The 14,139-nt window shown below is 32.1% G+C and carries 25 protein-coding genes; 24 read left to right on the forward strand and 1 reads right to left on the reverse strand.

What is annotated here, in order from left to right; translation table 4 throughout:
* Positions 1–2: 2 nt before the first annotated feature.
* The gene (locus MENTO_RS00595; protein WP_099650976.1) at positions 3–302 is read left to right on the forward strand and encodes a hypothetical protein; all 300 of its coding nucleotides are present in this window, start codon (positions 3–5) and stop codon (positions 300–302) included.
* A gap of 80 nt (positions 303–382) precedes the next feature.
* Entirely contained in the window at positions 383–787 is a 405-nt protein-coding gene (locus tag MENTO_RS00600; protein ID WP_099650977.1) for an organic hydroperoxide resistance protein, read from the forward strand.
* Between the two features lie 32 nt (positions 788–819).
* Here MENTO_RS00600 and MENTO_RS00605 read toward each other — a convergent pair whose 3' ends face one another.
* The gene (locus MENTO_RS00605) at positions 820–2,124 is read right to left on the reverse strand and encodes a thymidine phosphorylase (protein WP_099650978.1); all 1,305 of its coding nucleotides are present in this window, start codon (positions 2,122–2,124) and stop codon (positions 820–822) included.
* A gap of 93 nt (positions 2,125–2,217) precedes the next feature.
* Here MENTO_RS00605 and MENTO_RS00610 point away from each other — a divergent pair, with 93 nt between their 5' ends.
* From MENTO_RS00610 to rplO, 22 genes are all read left to right on the forward strand, one after another.
* Positions 2,218–3,903 carry a phospho-sugar mutase gene (locus MENTO_RS00610; protein WP_099650979.1) on the forward strand — a complete coding sequence of 562 codons (1,686 nt, stop codon included), beginning with the start codon at positions 2,218–2,220 and terminating at the stop codon, positions 3,901–3,903.
* A gap of 10 nt (positions 3,904–3,913) precedes the next feature.
* Entirely contained in the window at positions 3,914–4,576 is a 663-nt protein-coding gene (gene deoC, locus MENTO_RS00615) for a deoxyribose-phosphate aldolase (protein WP_099650980.1), read from the forward strand.
* Between the two features lie 221 nt (positions 4,577–4,797).
* Positions 4,798–5,106 (forward strand): 30S ribosomal protein S10, encoded by a 309-nt coding sequence (gene rpsJ / locus MENTO_RS00620; RefSeq protein WP_027875738.1) that lies wholly within the window; start codon positions 4,798–4,800, stop codon positions 5,104–5,106.
* A gap of 63 nt (positions 5,107–5,169) precedes the next feature.
* Positions 5,170–5,886, forward strand: a complete 717-nt coding sequence (gene rplC, locus MENTO_RS00625; protein ID WP_099650981.1) for a 50S ribosomal protein L3 — start codon at positions 5,170–5,172, stop codon at positions 5,884–5,886.
* A 13-nt stretch (positions 5,887–5,899) separates the two neighbouring features.
* Positions 5,900–6,526: a 50S ribosomal protein L4 gene (rplD, locus tag MENTO_RS00630; RefSeq protein WP_099650982.1), complete on the forward strand. Its 627-nt coding sequence runs from the start codon at positions 5,900–5,902 to the stop codon at positions 6,524–6,526.
* On the forward strand, positions 6,526–6,810 hold the full coding sequence (gene rplW / locus MENTO_RS00635; protein ID WP_011183022.1) for a 50S ribosomal protein L23: 285 nt from the start codon (positions 6,526–6,528) through the stop codon (positions 6,808–6,810). Before rplD ends, rplW begins: the two co-directional genes overlap by 1 nt.
* Before the next feature lie 66 nt (positions 6,811–6,876).
* Positions 6,877–7,722, forward strand: a complete 846-nt coding sequence (gene rplB, locus MENTO_RS00640; protein WP_099650983.1) for a 50S ribosomal protein L2 — start codon at positions 6,877–6,879, stop codon at positions 7,720–7,722.
* 18 nt (positions 7,723–7,740) lie between these two features.
* Positions 7,741–8,004 (forward strand): 30S ribosomal protein S19, encoded by a 264-nt coding sequence (gene rpsS / locus MENTO_RS00645; RefSeq protein WP_011183024.1) that lies wholly within the window; start codon positions 7,741–7,743, stop codon positions 8,002–8,004.
* Between the two features lie 18 nt (positions 8,005–8,022).
* Entirely contained in the window at positions 8,023–8,361 is a 339-nt protein-coding gene (gene rplV / locus MENTO_RS00650; protein WP_099650984.1) for a 50S ribosomal protein L22, read from the forward strand.
* Positions 8,362–8,378: 17 nt separating this feature from the next.
* Entirely contained in the window at positions 8,379–9,104 is a 726-nt protein-coding gene (rpsC, locus tag MENTO_RS00655) for a 30S ribosomal protein S3 (RefSeq protein WP_011183026.1), read from the forward strand.
* On the forward strand, positions 9,104–9,517 hold the full coding sequence (gene rplP / locus MENTO_RS00660; protein WP_011183027.1) for a 50S ribosomal protein L16: 414 nt from the start codon (positions 9,104–9,106) through the stop codon (positions 9,515–9,517). Before rpsC ends, rplP begins: the two co-directional genes overlap by 1 nt.
* Positions 9,517–9,936: a 50S ribosomal protein L29 gene (gene rpmC / locus MENTO_RS03985; protein WP_011183028.1), complete on the forward strand. Its 420-nt coding sequence runs from the start codon at positions 9,517–9,519 to the stop codon at positions 9,934–9,936. Before rplP ends, rpmC begins: the two co-directional genes overlap by 1 nt.
* Positions 9,933–10,193 carry a 30S ribosomal protein S17 gene (rpsQ, locus tag MENTO_RS00670; RefSeq protein ID WP_206335786.1) on the forward strand — a complete coding sequence of 87 codons (261 nt, stop codon included), beginning with the start codon at positions 9,933–9,935 and terminating at the stop codon, positions 10,191–10,193. The genes rpmC and rpsQ overlap by 4 nt, the downstream gene beginning before the upstream one ends.
* A 13-nt stretch (positions 10,194–10,206) precedes the next feature.
* Entirely contained in the window at positions 10,207–10,575 is a 369-nt protein-coding gene (gene rplN / locus MENTO_RS00675) for a 50S ribosomal protein L14 (RefSeq protein ID WP_011183030.1), read from the forward strand.
* A 13-nt stretch (positions 10,576–10,588) separates the two neighbouring features.
* A complete protein-coding gene (rplX, locus tag MENTO_RS00680; RefSeq protein ID WP_011183031.1) occupies positions 10,589–10,918 on the forward strand; it encodes a 50S ribosomal protein L24 in 330 nt (109 codons plus the stop codon).
* Between the two features lie 17 nt (positions 10,919–10,935).
* Complete coding sequence (gene rplE, locus MENTO_RS00685) at positions 10,936–11,478, forward strand: 50S ribosomal protein L5 (protein ID WP_099650986.1); 543 nt, start codon at positions 10,936–10,938, stop codon at positions 11,476–11,478.
* A gap of 19 nt (positions 11,479–11,497) precedes the next feature.
* Positions 11,498–11,683, forward strand: coding sequence for a type Z 30S ribosomal protein S14 (locus MENTO_RS00690; RefSeq protein ID WP_011183033.1), 186 nt, complete (start codon positions 11,498–11,500; stop codon positions 11,681–11,683).
* A 31-nt stretch (positions 11,684–11,714) separates the two neighbouring features.
* Complete coding sequence (gene rpsH, locus MENTO_RS00695) at positions 11,715–12,104, forward strand: 30S ribosomal protein S8 (RefSeq protein ID WP_011183034.1); 390 nt, start codon at positions 11,715–11,717, stop codon at positions 12,102–12,104.
* Between the two features lie 19 nt (positions 12,105–12,123).
* Positions 12,124–12,666 (forward strand): 50S ribosomal protein L6, encoded by a 543-nt coding sequence (gene rplF, locus MENTO_RS00700; protein WP_099650987.1) that lies wholly within the window; start codon positions 12,124–12,126, stop codon positions 12,664–12,666.
* Positions 12,667–12,691: 25 nt separating this feature from the next.
* A complete protein-coding gene (gene rplR / locus MENTO_RS00705; RefSeq protein ID WP_099650988.1) occupies positions 12,692–13,039 on the forward strand; it encodes a 50S ribosomal protein L18 in 348 nt (115 codons plus the stop codon).
* Between the two features lie 20 nt (positions 13,040–13,059).
* Positions 13,060–13,680, forward strand: a complete 621-nt coding sequence (rpsE, locus tag MENTO_RS00710; protein ID WP_099650989.1) for a 30S ribosomal protein S5 — start codon at positions 13,060–13,062, stop codon at positions 13,678–13,680.
* A gap of 20 nt (positions 13,681–13,700) precedes the next feature.
* Positions 13,701–14,138, forward strand: coding sequence for a 50S ribosomal protein L15 (rplO, locus tag MENTO_RS00715; RefSeq protein WP_099650990.1), 438 nt, complete (start codon positions 13,701–13,703; stop codon positions 14,136–14,138).
* Position 14,139: the final 1 nt, after the last annotated feature.

Raw genomic sequence — 14,139 nt, forward strand, 5'->3', positions numbered from 1 at the left:
AAATGGCAATTAATTTAATAATTTCTACTCCAAATGGAAAATTTGTAGATAACAAAAAAGTCGATATTATCAACCTAAAAACTATTGACGGAGATATTGGAGTATTAGGGAATATGTCGCCTTTGGTTACAGCTTTAAAAATTGGCAATATGAATTTTAAAGTTAATAATCAAACACAATGAATTCACTTACATAGAGGACTAGCAATAATTAACGCAACAGAATGTAAGATAATTACAGAAAGATTATATTTGGTAAACGAAAACGGTACTAAAGTACAAACACCAGATAAATTAGATTAATTAAAAACTTTATCTCTTTTTAAGAAATAAAGTTTTTTTTGTATTTTTAAGAACATAATTAAATTAAAGGAGAATATATTATGAGTAAAATTTATGAAACAACAGTAACTAATACAGGAGGAAGAACTGGAGAAGTTATTTCATCTGATGGAAAATTTAGTTTAAAGATATCATCACCTACATTAAATTTAGAAGGAACAACAAATCCTGAGCAATTATTTGCAGCAGGATATAGCTCATGTTTTAATGGAGCATTGCAAGCTGTAATGGCTAAAAATAAAGTTTCATTTAAGTCAAATGTAACAGCAAAAGTGGCATTACATAATAACGGAGAATTGAACTTCAATATATCAGTTGATTTGCAAGTTGAAATTATAGGAGCAGATAAAGAAATTGCTGAAAAATTAATGCATGAAGCAGACTTGGTATGTCCTTATTCAAAAGCCTTAAAAAACAATGTAGAAGTTACATTGAGTTTAAAATAACAACATAAAAAGAACACCTTGTAGGTGTTCTTTTATCTAATAATTTTTATAATGTTTTTTTGTTTTTCATTTTGCATTGAAATAGTAAAACTTTTTTTAGCTCTTTCAATTCAATCATTATTAATGTCATAGTTTGTATAGAAAGTTAAAACAACATCACCAGTTTTTACAACATCACCAGTTTTTTTATTTAAATATATTCCAGCTGAGAAATCTATTAAATCCTCTTTTGTTTTTCTACCTGCTCCAAGCTCCATTGAAAGTAATCCTATAGTTTCAGCATCTTGTGAAATGATGTAACCATCCTCTTCTGCAAAAACTTCAATTTTATTCTTAGTTGTAAAATTTTGATCATAGTTTATAATTAATTCAAAATTTCCACCTTGCGCTTCAACAAATTCTTGTAAAAAGTGTGCGCATTCACCTGTTTCTAGTTTTTTGTAACAATCACTTATAGCATCTTCTAATTTATCAAAAATGCCAAGGTCAGTTAAAGTTAAACCAGCAGCTGTACAAACAACCTCTTTTAAATCTTCTGGACCGTTATTATTTAAGGTATCTCAAGCTTCTTTAACTTCAATTGCATTTCCAATAGCTTTTCCTAAAGGTTTTTGCATATCAGTAAGCAGAATTGAAACTTTTCTATTATATCCATGCCCAATAGTAATCATTTCGTTTGCTAATTTTTCAGCGATGTCTATATTTTTCATAAATGCACCAGCTCCAACTTTAACATCTAAAATCAAACTGTCGCTATCGATAACTAATTTTTTGCTCATAATAGAAGCAGCAATTAAAGGAATAGAATCAACAGTCCCAGTAACGTCTCTTAACGCATACATTTTTTTATCAGCAGGAACGATATCATCTGATTGACCTGTAATGCTCATTCCAACTTCATTAATTGTTTTAATAAATTTTTCTTTTGATAACTCGCTTGTTCAACCTTTACATGATTCTAATTTATCAATAGTGCCTCCAGTTACTCCAAGCCCTCTACCAGAAAGTTTGCAAACCTTTACTCCATAACTAGCAACTAAGGGGCTATATACTAAACTAGTTTTGTCTCCTACTCCACCAGTTGAGTGTTTATCAGCTTTTAAACCTTTAACTTCACTAACATCATAAACATATCCTGATTCAACATATGCTTGAGTTAATGCCAAAGTTTCTGCTTTGGTCATTCCATTAAAGTAAATAGCCATTGCAAAAGCTGCCATTTGATAATCTGTAACTTTATTTCTTACATAACTATTTATCAGCCATTTAATTTCCTCACTTGATAATTCAATAGAATGTTTCTTTTTCTCTATAATTTCACTAAAAATGTAGTTCATAGGTCTCCTTTTATAAGAGTGTAAAATTATTTACACCATTATCTTTCTACTATATTATAATAGAATAGATATATAAATATATAAGGAGTACAAATGGTTTTTGATAAAAGTAACAAAGTTTATGGTGAGTGAATTAACAATCATAAATTAGATGATGAATTAAGAAACCTTTTAGAAAATGCTAGTGATGAAGAATTGCATGCAGCATTTGAAGGAATAGAATTAGAATTTGGAACAGCTGGAATTAGAGGTGTTCTTGGTGCAGGGCCTGGGCGTTTCAATGTGTATACAGTCAAAAAAGTAACTATTGCATTTGCAGAGTTATTAAAAAGCAACTACCCAAATAGATTAAATGATGGAATTGTTGTGGGTCACGACAATCGTCATAATTCAAAAGTTTTTGCAAAAGTAGTAGCGGAAGTTTTATCAAGTTTTGGGATCAAGGCTTATTTGTTTAAAAATAACGAAATGATGCCAACTCCAGTTGTTTCATACGCAACTAAAGCTTTAAATTGCATTGGTGGAATTGTAATAACAGCATCACATAATCCATCAGAATACAATGGATATAAAATTTATGATTCATATGGATGCCAACTGCAAGATGAGCAAACAGCAGTTATTGCTAAAAGAATGGACGAAATAACAGATATATTAAATTGAGATTATGAAGTTAATAATTCCTTAATTGAAGTAGTTAATCAAGAAGTTATTAACGGTTATGTAGGTATGATAAAAAACCTAGAATTTTATAAGGATGAGCAAATTTCAAAAAATGATTTAAAAATTATTTTTAGCGCGGTTAATGGAACAGGGACTAAATTCACTCCTAAAATTTTGCGTGAATCAGGATATGATGTTATTGAAGTTGAAGAACATGCATTTGAAGATGAAACATTTAAGAATGTTGTAAATCCAAATCCAGAATTTGATCCAGCTTGAAAAATACCTCTTGAATATGGTGTTAAACATGATGCAGATATAATCATCATGAATGATCCTGATGCAGACAGATTTGGTATGGCTATTAAACATAACGGAGAATTTATTAGATTAGATGGAAATCAAACTGGGCCAATATTAATTGATTGAAAATTATCTAATTTAAAAAGATTGAATAAAGTGCCACAAAATCCAGCTTTATATTCAAGTTTTGTAACAAGTGATTTAGGTGATAGAATCGCTCATGAAAAATATGGAGTTAATATTGTAAAAACTTTAACTGGATTTAAATGAATGGGTAGAGAAATTGCTAAAGAAGTAGATAACGGTTTAAACTTTGTATTTGCTTATGAGGAAAGTTATGGTTATGTTATTGATGACTCAGCTAGAGATAAAGACGGAATACAAGCATCAATTTTAATTGCAGAAGCTGCTTGATTTTATAAAAAACAAAATAAGACATTAGTAAATTACTTAGAAGACTTATTTAGAGAAATGGGTGCATATTACACATTTACTTTAAATCTAAATTTCAAACCTGAAGAGAAGAAACTAAAAATTGAACCATTAATGAAGTCATTAAGATCAACACCTTTAACTCAGATAGCTGGTTTAAAAGTTGTTAATATTGAAGATTACATTGACGGTATGTACAACATGCCTGGTCAAGACTTATTAAAATTTTATTTGGAAGATAAATCTTGATTTGCTGTTCGTCCAAGTGGAACAGAACCAAAATTAAAAATATATTTTATAGGAGTTGGTGAAAATGTCGAAGTAGCCAAAGTTAAAGTTGATAAAATTATTGAAGAATTAAAAATGAAAATGAATATCTAGGAGAAAAGAAATGAAACTAAACAAATATATTGATCACACGCTGTTAAAACAGGATGCAACAAAAGCTGAAATCAAGCAATTATGTGATGAAGCAATCGAATTTGATTTTGCAACAGTATGTGTTAATTCATACTGAACAAGCTATTGTAAAGACTTATTAAAAGGAACTGATGTTGGAATTACAAATGTTGTTGGTTTTCCATTAGGAGCATGTACAAGTGCTACAAAAGCTTTTGAAGTAACAGAAGCAATTAAAAATGGTGCAACTGAAATTGATATGGTATTAAATATCGGTGCTTTAAAAGATAAAAATTATGAATTAGTTTTAGAAGATATGAAAGCTGTTAAAAAAGCAGCTGGATCACATGTCGTAAAATGTATCATGGAAAATTGCTTACTAACAAGAGAAGAAATCATAAAAGCCTGTGAAATAGCTGTTGAAGCTGGATTTGAATTTGTTAAAACATCAACAGGGTTCTCAAAATCAGGTGCAACATTTGAAGACGTTAAACTAATGAAATCAGTTGTTAAAGATAATGCTTTAGTTAAAGCTGCTGGTGGAGTTAGAACATTTGATGATGCTCAAAAAATGATTGAAGCAGGTGCTGATCGCTTGGGTACAAGTGGTGGTGTTGCTATTATTAGAGGTGAAGAAAACAACGCAAGTTACTAAAACTGGCGTTTTTTTATTTAACTTATTTTTATTAAAAATTAGCAAAAAAGCAGCTAAAAGAACATTATATTTTAGCTAAAGTTTATTAAAAAGAACATTTTAGTTGATTTTATAAAGGTCATAGAATATAATATTTTAGCATGTGTATTTTGTGTGCTCATTTACAACACACCGGTAAGGGTTGTTGATGAATGAAAAAATTATTAAAAATGGAGGTTACAATGGCAGAACAAAAAATGAGAATAAAATTAAAAGGCTATGATCACGCAATCATTGATCAAAGCATTTCAAAAATTATTGAAGCTGCTGAAGGAACTGGGGCAAAGGTTAGAGGACCTATCCCATTACCAACAGATAAACAAGTGATTACCATCTTAAGAGCTGTTCACAAGTACAAAGACTCTCGTGAACAATTCGAAATGAGAACACACAAAAGATTATTAGAGATTTTAAATCCAACACCAACTACAATGGACGTATTAAAAAGAGTTCAATTACCAAGTGGTGTAGATATCGAAATCAAATTATAAAAAAATACAAATACAAAATTAAGTAACGAAATATACATGATTATCAATTAGGAGGATAAAAAGATGAAAGGAATCTTAGGACGTAAAGTTGAAATGACTCAAGTTTTTACAGCTAACGGGAAATTAGTACCAGTTACTGTAGTTGAAGTTCAACCAAACACTATCTTACAAGTTAAAACTCTTGAAACAAATGGTTACGTTGCTACTCAATTAGGAGTATTCGACAAAAGAGAAAACTTAGTAAACAAACCTGAATTAGGACAATTCAAAAAAGCTAATTCAGTTCCTAAGCGCTTCGTAAAAGAGATCAGAAACATGGAAGGGTTTGAAGTTGGATCAGTAATTTCAGCATCAGACATTTTCGAAACTGGTCAATACGTTGACGTTACAGGAATTTCAAAAGGAAAAGGATTTGCGGGAGCAATCAAAAGACATAACTACTCAAGAGGACCAATGGCTCACGGGTCAGGTTACCACCGTGGTATCGGTTCAATGGGAGCTATTATTAACCGTATTTTCAAATCTAAAAAAATGGCAGGTCACATGGGACATGTTAAACGTACAGTTCAAAACTTAGAAGTAATTGCAATCGATAACAACATTATGTTAGTTAAAGGTTCAATTCCAGGACCAAACAAAGGATTTGTTACAATCAAAGCTAATGTTAAAGGTCTATCAAACACACAAGCAGCAGAATTATTAGTAAGAAACGCACCAGTAGCTACTGAAGCTCCAATCGAAGCACCAGTTGTTGAAGAAGCTGTTTCTACAGAAGAGTAATAGGAGAACAATTATGGAATTAAAAGTATTAAACGTCCAAGGACAAGAAGTTAAAACAATTTCATTAAATGATAGTGTTTGAAATGTGGCACCACATAAACAAGCTATTTATGACACTGTTATTTCACAACAAGCTGCTTTAAGACAAGGAACTAAAAAAACTAAAACTCGTGCTGAAGTACGTGGTGGTGGTAAAAAACCTTGAAGACAAAAAGGAACTGGACGTGCACGTCAAGGATCAATTAGAGCACCACACTGAAGAGGTGGAGGGGTTACTTTTGGTCCAACACCTGATATTAACTACAAGAAATCAGTAAACAAAAAAGTAAGAGCATTAGCATTTAAATCAGCATTATCAATTAAAGCTAGTGAACAAAATCTTGTAATCGTTGATAAATTCGATTTCGCTAAACCATCAACAAAAGAAATGATTAGCGCAATGAAAAATTTACAAATTGATGATCAAAAAACATTAATCATTACTAAAGAAAATGAAGAATTAGTAATTAAATCTTCAAGTAACATTAAAGGGGTAAAAACTTTACCATCAATCAAATTAAATGTATTTGATATCTTAAATGCAACTAAATTAGTTATGACAGAAGAAGCTGTAATGGCTGTTGAGGGGGTATACGCATAATGCATTTAACAGAAGTAATTAAAAAACCTGTGTTAACTGAAAAATCATTTTTAGGTCACGCAAACGGTGTATATACTTTCTTAGTTGACAGAAGAGCTAATAAAGTTCAAATTAAAAAAACATTCGAAGAAATCTTTGAAGTAAAAGTTGAATCAGTAAGAACAATGAACTATGACGGAAAAGAAAAAAGAATGGGTAGATTTGTCGGAAAAACAAATAACTACAAAAAAGCAATCATCACTTTAAAAGATGGTGAAACATTAGATATTTTAAGTGATTTATAGAAAAAACCTAGCCCATAGGCGAAAAATATTATAAATCAAAAAGAAAAAGCTATAGAAAGGGATATTATGGCAATTAAAAAATATAAACCTACGACAAACGGTCGTAGAAATATGACTAGTATTGATTACAAAGCTACTTTAACTACAAGTACTCCTGAAAAATCATTACTAGCTGCTAAAAACTCTAAAGCCGGACGTAACAACCGTGGTTTAATAACTACTCGTCACAAAGGTGGAGGACACAAACAAAAATACAGAATTATTGACTTTAAACGTAATAAAAGAGATGTTGTTGGAACAATCGCTACAATCGAGTATGATCCAAACAGAAATGCATTTATTTGTTTAGTTAATTACTTAGATGGAGAAAAACGTTACATCTTATTTGCAAAAGGAATGACAGTTGGAATGAAAATTGTTGCTTCAGAACATGCAGATATTAAAGTTGGAAATGCAGCTCCATTAAAAAACATTCCTGAAGGGACATTAATTCACAACGTTGAATTAAAACCTGGAAAAGGTGGACAAATGGCTAGAAGTGCTGGAACATCAGTACAAATCTTAGGAAAAGATGATGATGGTAAGTATGTAACTTTACGTTTAACATCTGGAGAAGTAAGAAAAGTTTTAGCTGAATGTTACGCAACAATTGGAGAAGTTGGAAACGAAGAATACAACTTAGTTAATTGAGGAAAAGCTGGACGTAACCGTTGAAGAGGTATTCGTCCAACAGTTCGTGGTTCAGTAATGAACCCTAACGATCACCCACATGGGGGAGGGGAAGGGCGTACTCCAATCGGACGTAAAAGCCCAGTTACTCCATGAGGTAAAAAAGCTCTTGGTGTTAAAACAAGAAACACTAAGAAACCATCAGAGAAACTTATTGTAAGAAAGCGTAATGCTAAGAAATAGGGAAGGAGAATAGAAGACATGGCAAGATCATTAAAAAAAGGACCATTTGTAGACGAAAACTTATTTAAAAAAGCTGAAGTTGCAAAAGATGGAGAAGTTATAAAAACTTGATCACGTAGATCAACTATTTTCCCTGAATTCATCGGTAAAACTTTCGGAGTATACAATGGTAAAGAATTTATTCCCGTGTACGTAACAGAAGATATGGTTGGGCACAAATTAGGAGAATTTGCCCCAACTCGTAAATTCGGTGGTCACGGAGACGACAAAGGTAAGAAATAGAAGAGGTAGGATGACAATATGGAAGCAAAAGCTTATTTAAATATGATTCGTATCTCTCCTAGAAAAGTTAGATTAGTAGCAGATACAATCAGAAACAAACCAGTTGCAGCCGCAATTGCAACATTATACAACTTAGATAAAAGATCAGCTGAGCCAGTATTAAAATTATTAAACTCAGCAATCGCAAACGCAGTTAACAATAATGGAATGGATGCAGATAAATTATTTGTTAAAACTATTTTTGTTAACGAAGGACCAACTTTAAAACGTTTTAGACCAAGAGCTCATGGTAGAGCATACGAAATTTTAAAAAGAACATCACACATAACAATTATTGTTAGTGATGAAAGAATATAGGAAGGACGAGATAATATATGGGACAAAAAGTATCACCTAATGTTTTACGTTTAGGAATCGTTAGAGATTGAGAAGACACTTGATATGCTGAAAAAGATCAATACGTTAAATGATTAGATCAAGATATCAAAATCCGTGAAGGAGTTCTTAAGTTATTAAAAGATGCAGCTGTATCAAAAATTAAAATTGAAAGAACAAACTCAAACATTACTTTAATCATTAGAACTGCTCGTCCAGCTATCGTGCTTGGTCAAGAAGGTAAAAACGTTTCAAATATCGCAACAGCAGTTCAAAAAATTGCTAAAGATAGAAACTTAAAAGTTGAAGTTAAAGTAATTGAAGTAAAAAACCCTGATGCAGATGCAACATTAGTTGCAAGATGAATCGGAGAACAAATTACAAACCGTGCTTCATTTAGAACAGTTCAAAAATTAGCTATTAGAAAAGCTTTAAAAGCAGGAGTTAAAGGAATCAAAACTTCTGTAAGTGGACGTTTAGGTGGAGTTGAAATGGCTCGTACAGAAGGGTACATCGAAGGATCAGTACCTCTATCTACATTAAGAGCAGACATTGATTATGCTTTATATGAAGCTCCAACTACATATGGACAAATTGGTGTTAAAGTTTGAATTAATCATGGTGAAGTTATCGGAGGTCAAAGCCAAAGAGTTTCTGAAAAAGCACCAATGAATAATGATAGAAGATTCAACAACAAAAACAACAACAGAGGGGGACGTAAATAATGTTATTACCAAAAAGAACCAAATATCGTAAACCTCATAAAGTTAGTTTTAAAGGAAAAGCAAAAGGAGCTAAAACAATCAACTTTGGTGAATATGGATTAATGTCTCTTGATGGGGCATGAATCGATAACCGTCAAATTGAAGCAGCTCGTATTGCTATGACACGTTATATGAGACGTGATGGAAAAGTTTGAATGAGAATTTTCCCACACATTTCAATGTCAAAAAAACCTGCTGAAGTTAGAATGGGATCTGGAAAAGGGAACCCTGAAAAATGAGTAGCAGTTGTAAAAGAAGGAACAGTTATGTTTGAAATTGCTGGAGTTAGTGAAGAAACTGCAAGAGAAGCTTTACGTCTTGCAATGCACAAATTACCAGTTCGTTGCAAATTCGTTAAAAGAGGTGAAGAATAATGGCAAATAAATTAATGGATGAAATTAGAGCGCTTTCAGTAGAACAATTATTAGAAAGAAACGAAGCCAAAAAAGCTGAGTTATTCGCATTAAAATTCCAAGCTGCTGTTGGAAGTTTAGAACAAACACACCGTATTAAAGAAATTAAAAAAGAAATTGCAAGAATTCAATTAGTAATAGCTGAAAAAGCTAAAGCTGGTGAAGAAGTAAACAAAACTGTTAAAACAAACTATAACCAAGCTGTAACTGAAGCTGAAAAAGCTGGTAAAGAAGTTAGAGCAAAACAACGTAAAATGATCGAAGAATTACAAGCACAATATGAAAACAACGGTGCAAGTAATGATGACGCTATCGCAGAAGCTATGGCTAATGCAGTAGTTGAAGAACAAAATGATGTAAACGAAGGAGAAACTAAATAATGGAAAGAAATAGTAGAAGAATACTAGTTGGTAAAGTTGTATCTGACAAAATGGATAAAACAATTACTGTATTAGTTGAAACTTACAAAAACCACCCAATCTACAAAAAACGTGTTAAGTATTCTAAAAAATATAAAGCACACGACGAACAACAAATTGCTAAAATAGGGGACAAAGTTCAAATTATGGAAACACGTCCTTTATCAAAAACAAAAAACTTCAGATTAGTAAAAGTAGTAGAAAAAGCTGTTTTATAGGAGATAAAGAGATATGATTCAAACATTATCAAAATTAAAAGTAGCAGATAACTCAGGTGCTAAAGAAGTTCGTGTTATTCGTAATTTAGGTGGATCAGTTAGAAAGTTTACAGGAATTGGAGACATCATCGTTTGTTCAGTTCAATCAGCAACTCCAGGAGGAGCTGTTAAAAAAGGTCAAGTTGTTAAAGCTGTTATTGTTAGAACTACTAGAGAATTAAAAAGAGAAGATGGTACATACATTCGTTTCTCAGAAAATGCTGTAGTAATTATTAAAGAAGATAAATCTCCACGTGGAACTCGTATTTTCGGTCCAATTGCACGTGAGATTAAAGAAGCTGGATTTGCAAAAATTGCATCTTTAGCTCCAGAAGTATTATAGGAGGAACCAGAGAATGAGCAAATCAAAAATCTTAGTAGGTGACGTGGTTAAAGTTATCGCTGGTTCACATAAAGGTGAATTAGGACCAATCACTTGAATATCAAAAGACAAAAAGTGAGTATCAGTTCAAGGAATTAACTCTTTAAAACATGTTAAACCTTCACAGACTGACTCAGAAGGTGGAATTAAAGAAGTTCCATCAAAAATTAATTTATCAAACGTAGCATTACAAGATCCTAAAAACAAAGATGGTATTTCAAAAGTGGGATATCAAATTGAAGATGGTAAAAAAGTTAGAATTGCAAAAAAATCTAACTCACCATTGAAAAAGGCAAGTAAATAAGAAAGGGACATGAAGAAATGAAATCAAGATTAGAAACTAGATATGCTGAACAAATTGCTCCTGAATTATTTAAAGAATTAGGATATAAATCAGTAATGCAAGTTCCAAAACTTACAAAAATCGTTATTAACATGGGAGTTGGAGAAGCTACAACTGATCCAAAAAAACTTGATGCAGCTGTTCTTGAATTAGAACAATTAACTGGTCAAAAACCATTAGTAACAAAAGCAAAAAAATCATTAGCTGTATTTAAATTAAGAGAAGGAATGCCAATTGGTACAAAAGTAACTTTAAGAGGGAAAAAGATGTATGACTTCTTAGACCGTCTAACAAACGTTGCATTACCACGTGTGCGTGACTTCAGAGGAGTTCCAAAAACTTCATTTGATGGATTTGGAAACTACACATTGGGAATTAAAGAACAAATTATTTTCCCAGAAATTGATTATGATAAAGTTCAAAAATTACGCGGAATGGATATCACAATTGTAACTACTGCAAAAACAAACGAGGAAGCATACAAATTATTAGAAAAATTTGGAATGCCTTTCGCTAAATAATAAAGGGGATTAGGAATAAATGGCTAAAAAATCATTAAAAGTTAAACAAGCTAAACACCAAAAGTTTGGCGTAAGAAACTACACTAGATGTAATAACTGTGGTAGACCACATGCTGTGCTTAAAAAATTTGGAATTTGCCGTCTATGCTTTAGAAAATATGCATACGAAGGTCAAATCCCAGGGATTAGAAAAGCTTCTTGATAGTAGAAAATAGAAAGAGTAAAGGAAATAAAATATGACAACAGACGTAATCGCAGATATGTTAACTAGAATCCGTAATGCAAACCAAAGAATGTTAAAAACTGTTAATATTCCTTCATCAAAAATGAAATTGGAAATTGCAAACATCTTAAAAGAAGAAGGATTCATTTCAAGCTTCACTGTTGAAGGTGAAGTTAAAAAAACTATTACTATTGAATTAAAATATCAAGGAAAACAAAGAGTAATCTCAGGACTTAAAAAGATCTCTAAACCAGGTCTTAGAGTTTATGCACCAGCAAACGAAATCCCACAAGTATTAAACGGTTTAGGAATTGCAATAGTTTCAACATCACAAGGAATCATGACAGGAAAACAAGCTCGTCTATCAAACATTGGTGGAGAAGTATTGGCTTTCGTCTGATAATAGGAGGTAGAGGTAAAATATGTCACGTATAGGAAACAGAATTTTAACTATCCCAGCAGGTGTTGAAGTTAGTGTTGCATCAGACAACACAGTTACAGTAAAAGGGTCAAAGGGAACTTTAACTCAAAAATTCGCGGAAGTAATCACAATCAAAGTTGAAGGAGCAAGTCTTTCAACAACTAGAGCTAATGAAATTAAACATACAAAACAATTACACGGAACAACAAACTCTTTATTACAAGGAATGTTAATCGGTGTAAGCGAAGGGTTCAAAAAAACTCTTGACATCAACGGGGTTGGATATAGAGCAGCTTTAGCAGGAAGTAAATTAAATCTTTCACTAGGATACTCACACCCAGTTGAATACACAATTCCTCAAGGGATTGTAGTTGAATGTCCAAAACCAACTCAAATCATTATTTCAGGTATTGATAAACAAGTTGTAGGACAAGTTGCAGCAGAAATTAGATCATACAGAAGACCAGAACCTTATAAAGGTAAAGGAATTAAGTACTCAGATGAAATCATTATTAGAAAAGAAGGGAAAGCAGCTGGTAAATAATATCAGAGCTTAAGGTTATAGAATTATGAAACATACTAAACAAGAAGCAAGAAAAAGAAGACATTACCGTGTTAGAAGTAAAGTTTCTGGAACTGCTGCTAAACCAAGATTAAATGTTTTCAAATCAAACACTAATTTCTACGCACAAATAATTGACGACACAACTGGAACAACTTTGGTTTCAGCATCATCATTAAACTTGGGATTAAAATCAGGTAACATTGAAGCAGCAAAAAAAGTTGCTGAAGAAATTGCTAAATTGGCAATTGCAAAAAGCATTGTTGATGTAGTATTTGACCGTGGTGGATACTTATACCATGGTAAAGTAAAAGCTTTTGCTGAAGCAGCAAGAGAAAACGGATTGAAATTCTAGAAAGGTAAAGAGTGAGAAATATGGAAAATAAAACAGAAGTAGTAGTAGCTGAAAACGCTAACAATCAAACTCAACCTGAAAGAAAAAAGTTTGATAGAAAACCAAACCGTCGTCCTCAAGGACCAAAACAATTCCAAAAAGATGATTTTGAAGAAAAAGTAGTAACAATTAGACGTGTTACTAAAGTTACAAAAGGTGGACGTCATTTTAGATTCGCAGCAGTTGTTGTTGTTGGAGATAAAAAAGGTCAAGTTGGTTTAGGAACAGGAAAAGCAAATGAAGTTCCTGAAGCAATTAAAAAAGCTGTTAAAGAAGCTAAAAAGAACTTAGTTAGAGTACCTTTAAGAGGGACAACAGTTCCTCATGAAGTGATCGGTCACTTTGGTGCAGGTCAAGTTCTAATTAAACCAGCTAAACCTGGTACTGGAGTTATTGCCGGTGGACCAGCTCGTGCTGTTATTGAATTAGCAGGTATTGCAGACGTTTATGCTAAATCATTAGGTAGAAATAATCCAATTAACATGATTAGAGCTACAATCGATGGTTTATCATCAATGCATACAGCTAAAAAAGTAAATGACTTAAGATTTGGTAAACCAGTTGTTAAAACTGAGAAACCAAAAGTAGAAGAAACTAAATAAGAAAGGAGCATACATAGACTATGAAATTACATGAATTAAAATATACTGAAGGTAGCAAAAAAGATGTTACTAGAGTAGGTAGAGGTATGGCTTCTGGAAAAGGAAAAACTTCTACAAGAGGTCATAAAGGACAAAACTCACGTTCAGGTGGGGGAGTTCGTGTAGGATTCGAAGGGGGACAAACTCCTTTATATAGAAGACTACCAAAAATTGGTTTCACATCTCCAAACCAAAAAGAATATGTCATTTTAAATCTTTCTGACTTAGAAAGATTAAATTTAGCATTAGTTGATCACAAGACATTAGTTGAACAAAAAGTTATTAAAAACGAAAAACAATTAGTAAAAGTTTTAGGTAATGGTTCAATTACTTCAGCAATTAATGTAAAATTAAACAAAGTTTCAAAATCAGCTCAAGCTGAAATTGAAAAACTTGGAGGAAAAGTAGAGGTGATTTAAT

Origin of the sequence: Mesoplasma entomophilum, assembly GCF_002804125.1 — a bacterium.
In the GTDB taxonomy this organism is placed as follows: Bacteria; Bacillota_I; Bacilli_A; order Mycoplasmatales; family Mycoplasmataceae; genus Mesoplasma; species Mesoplasma entomophilum.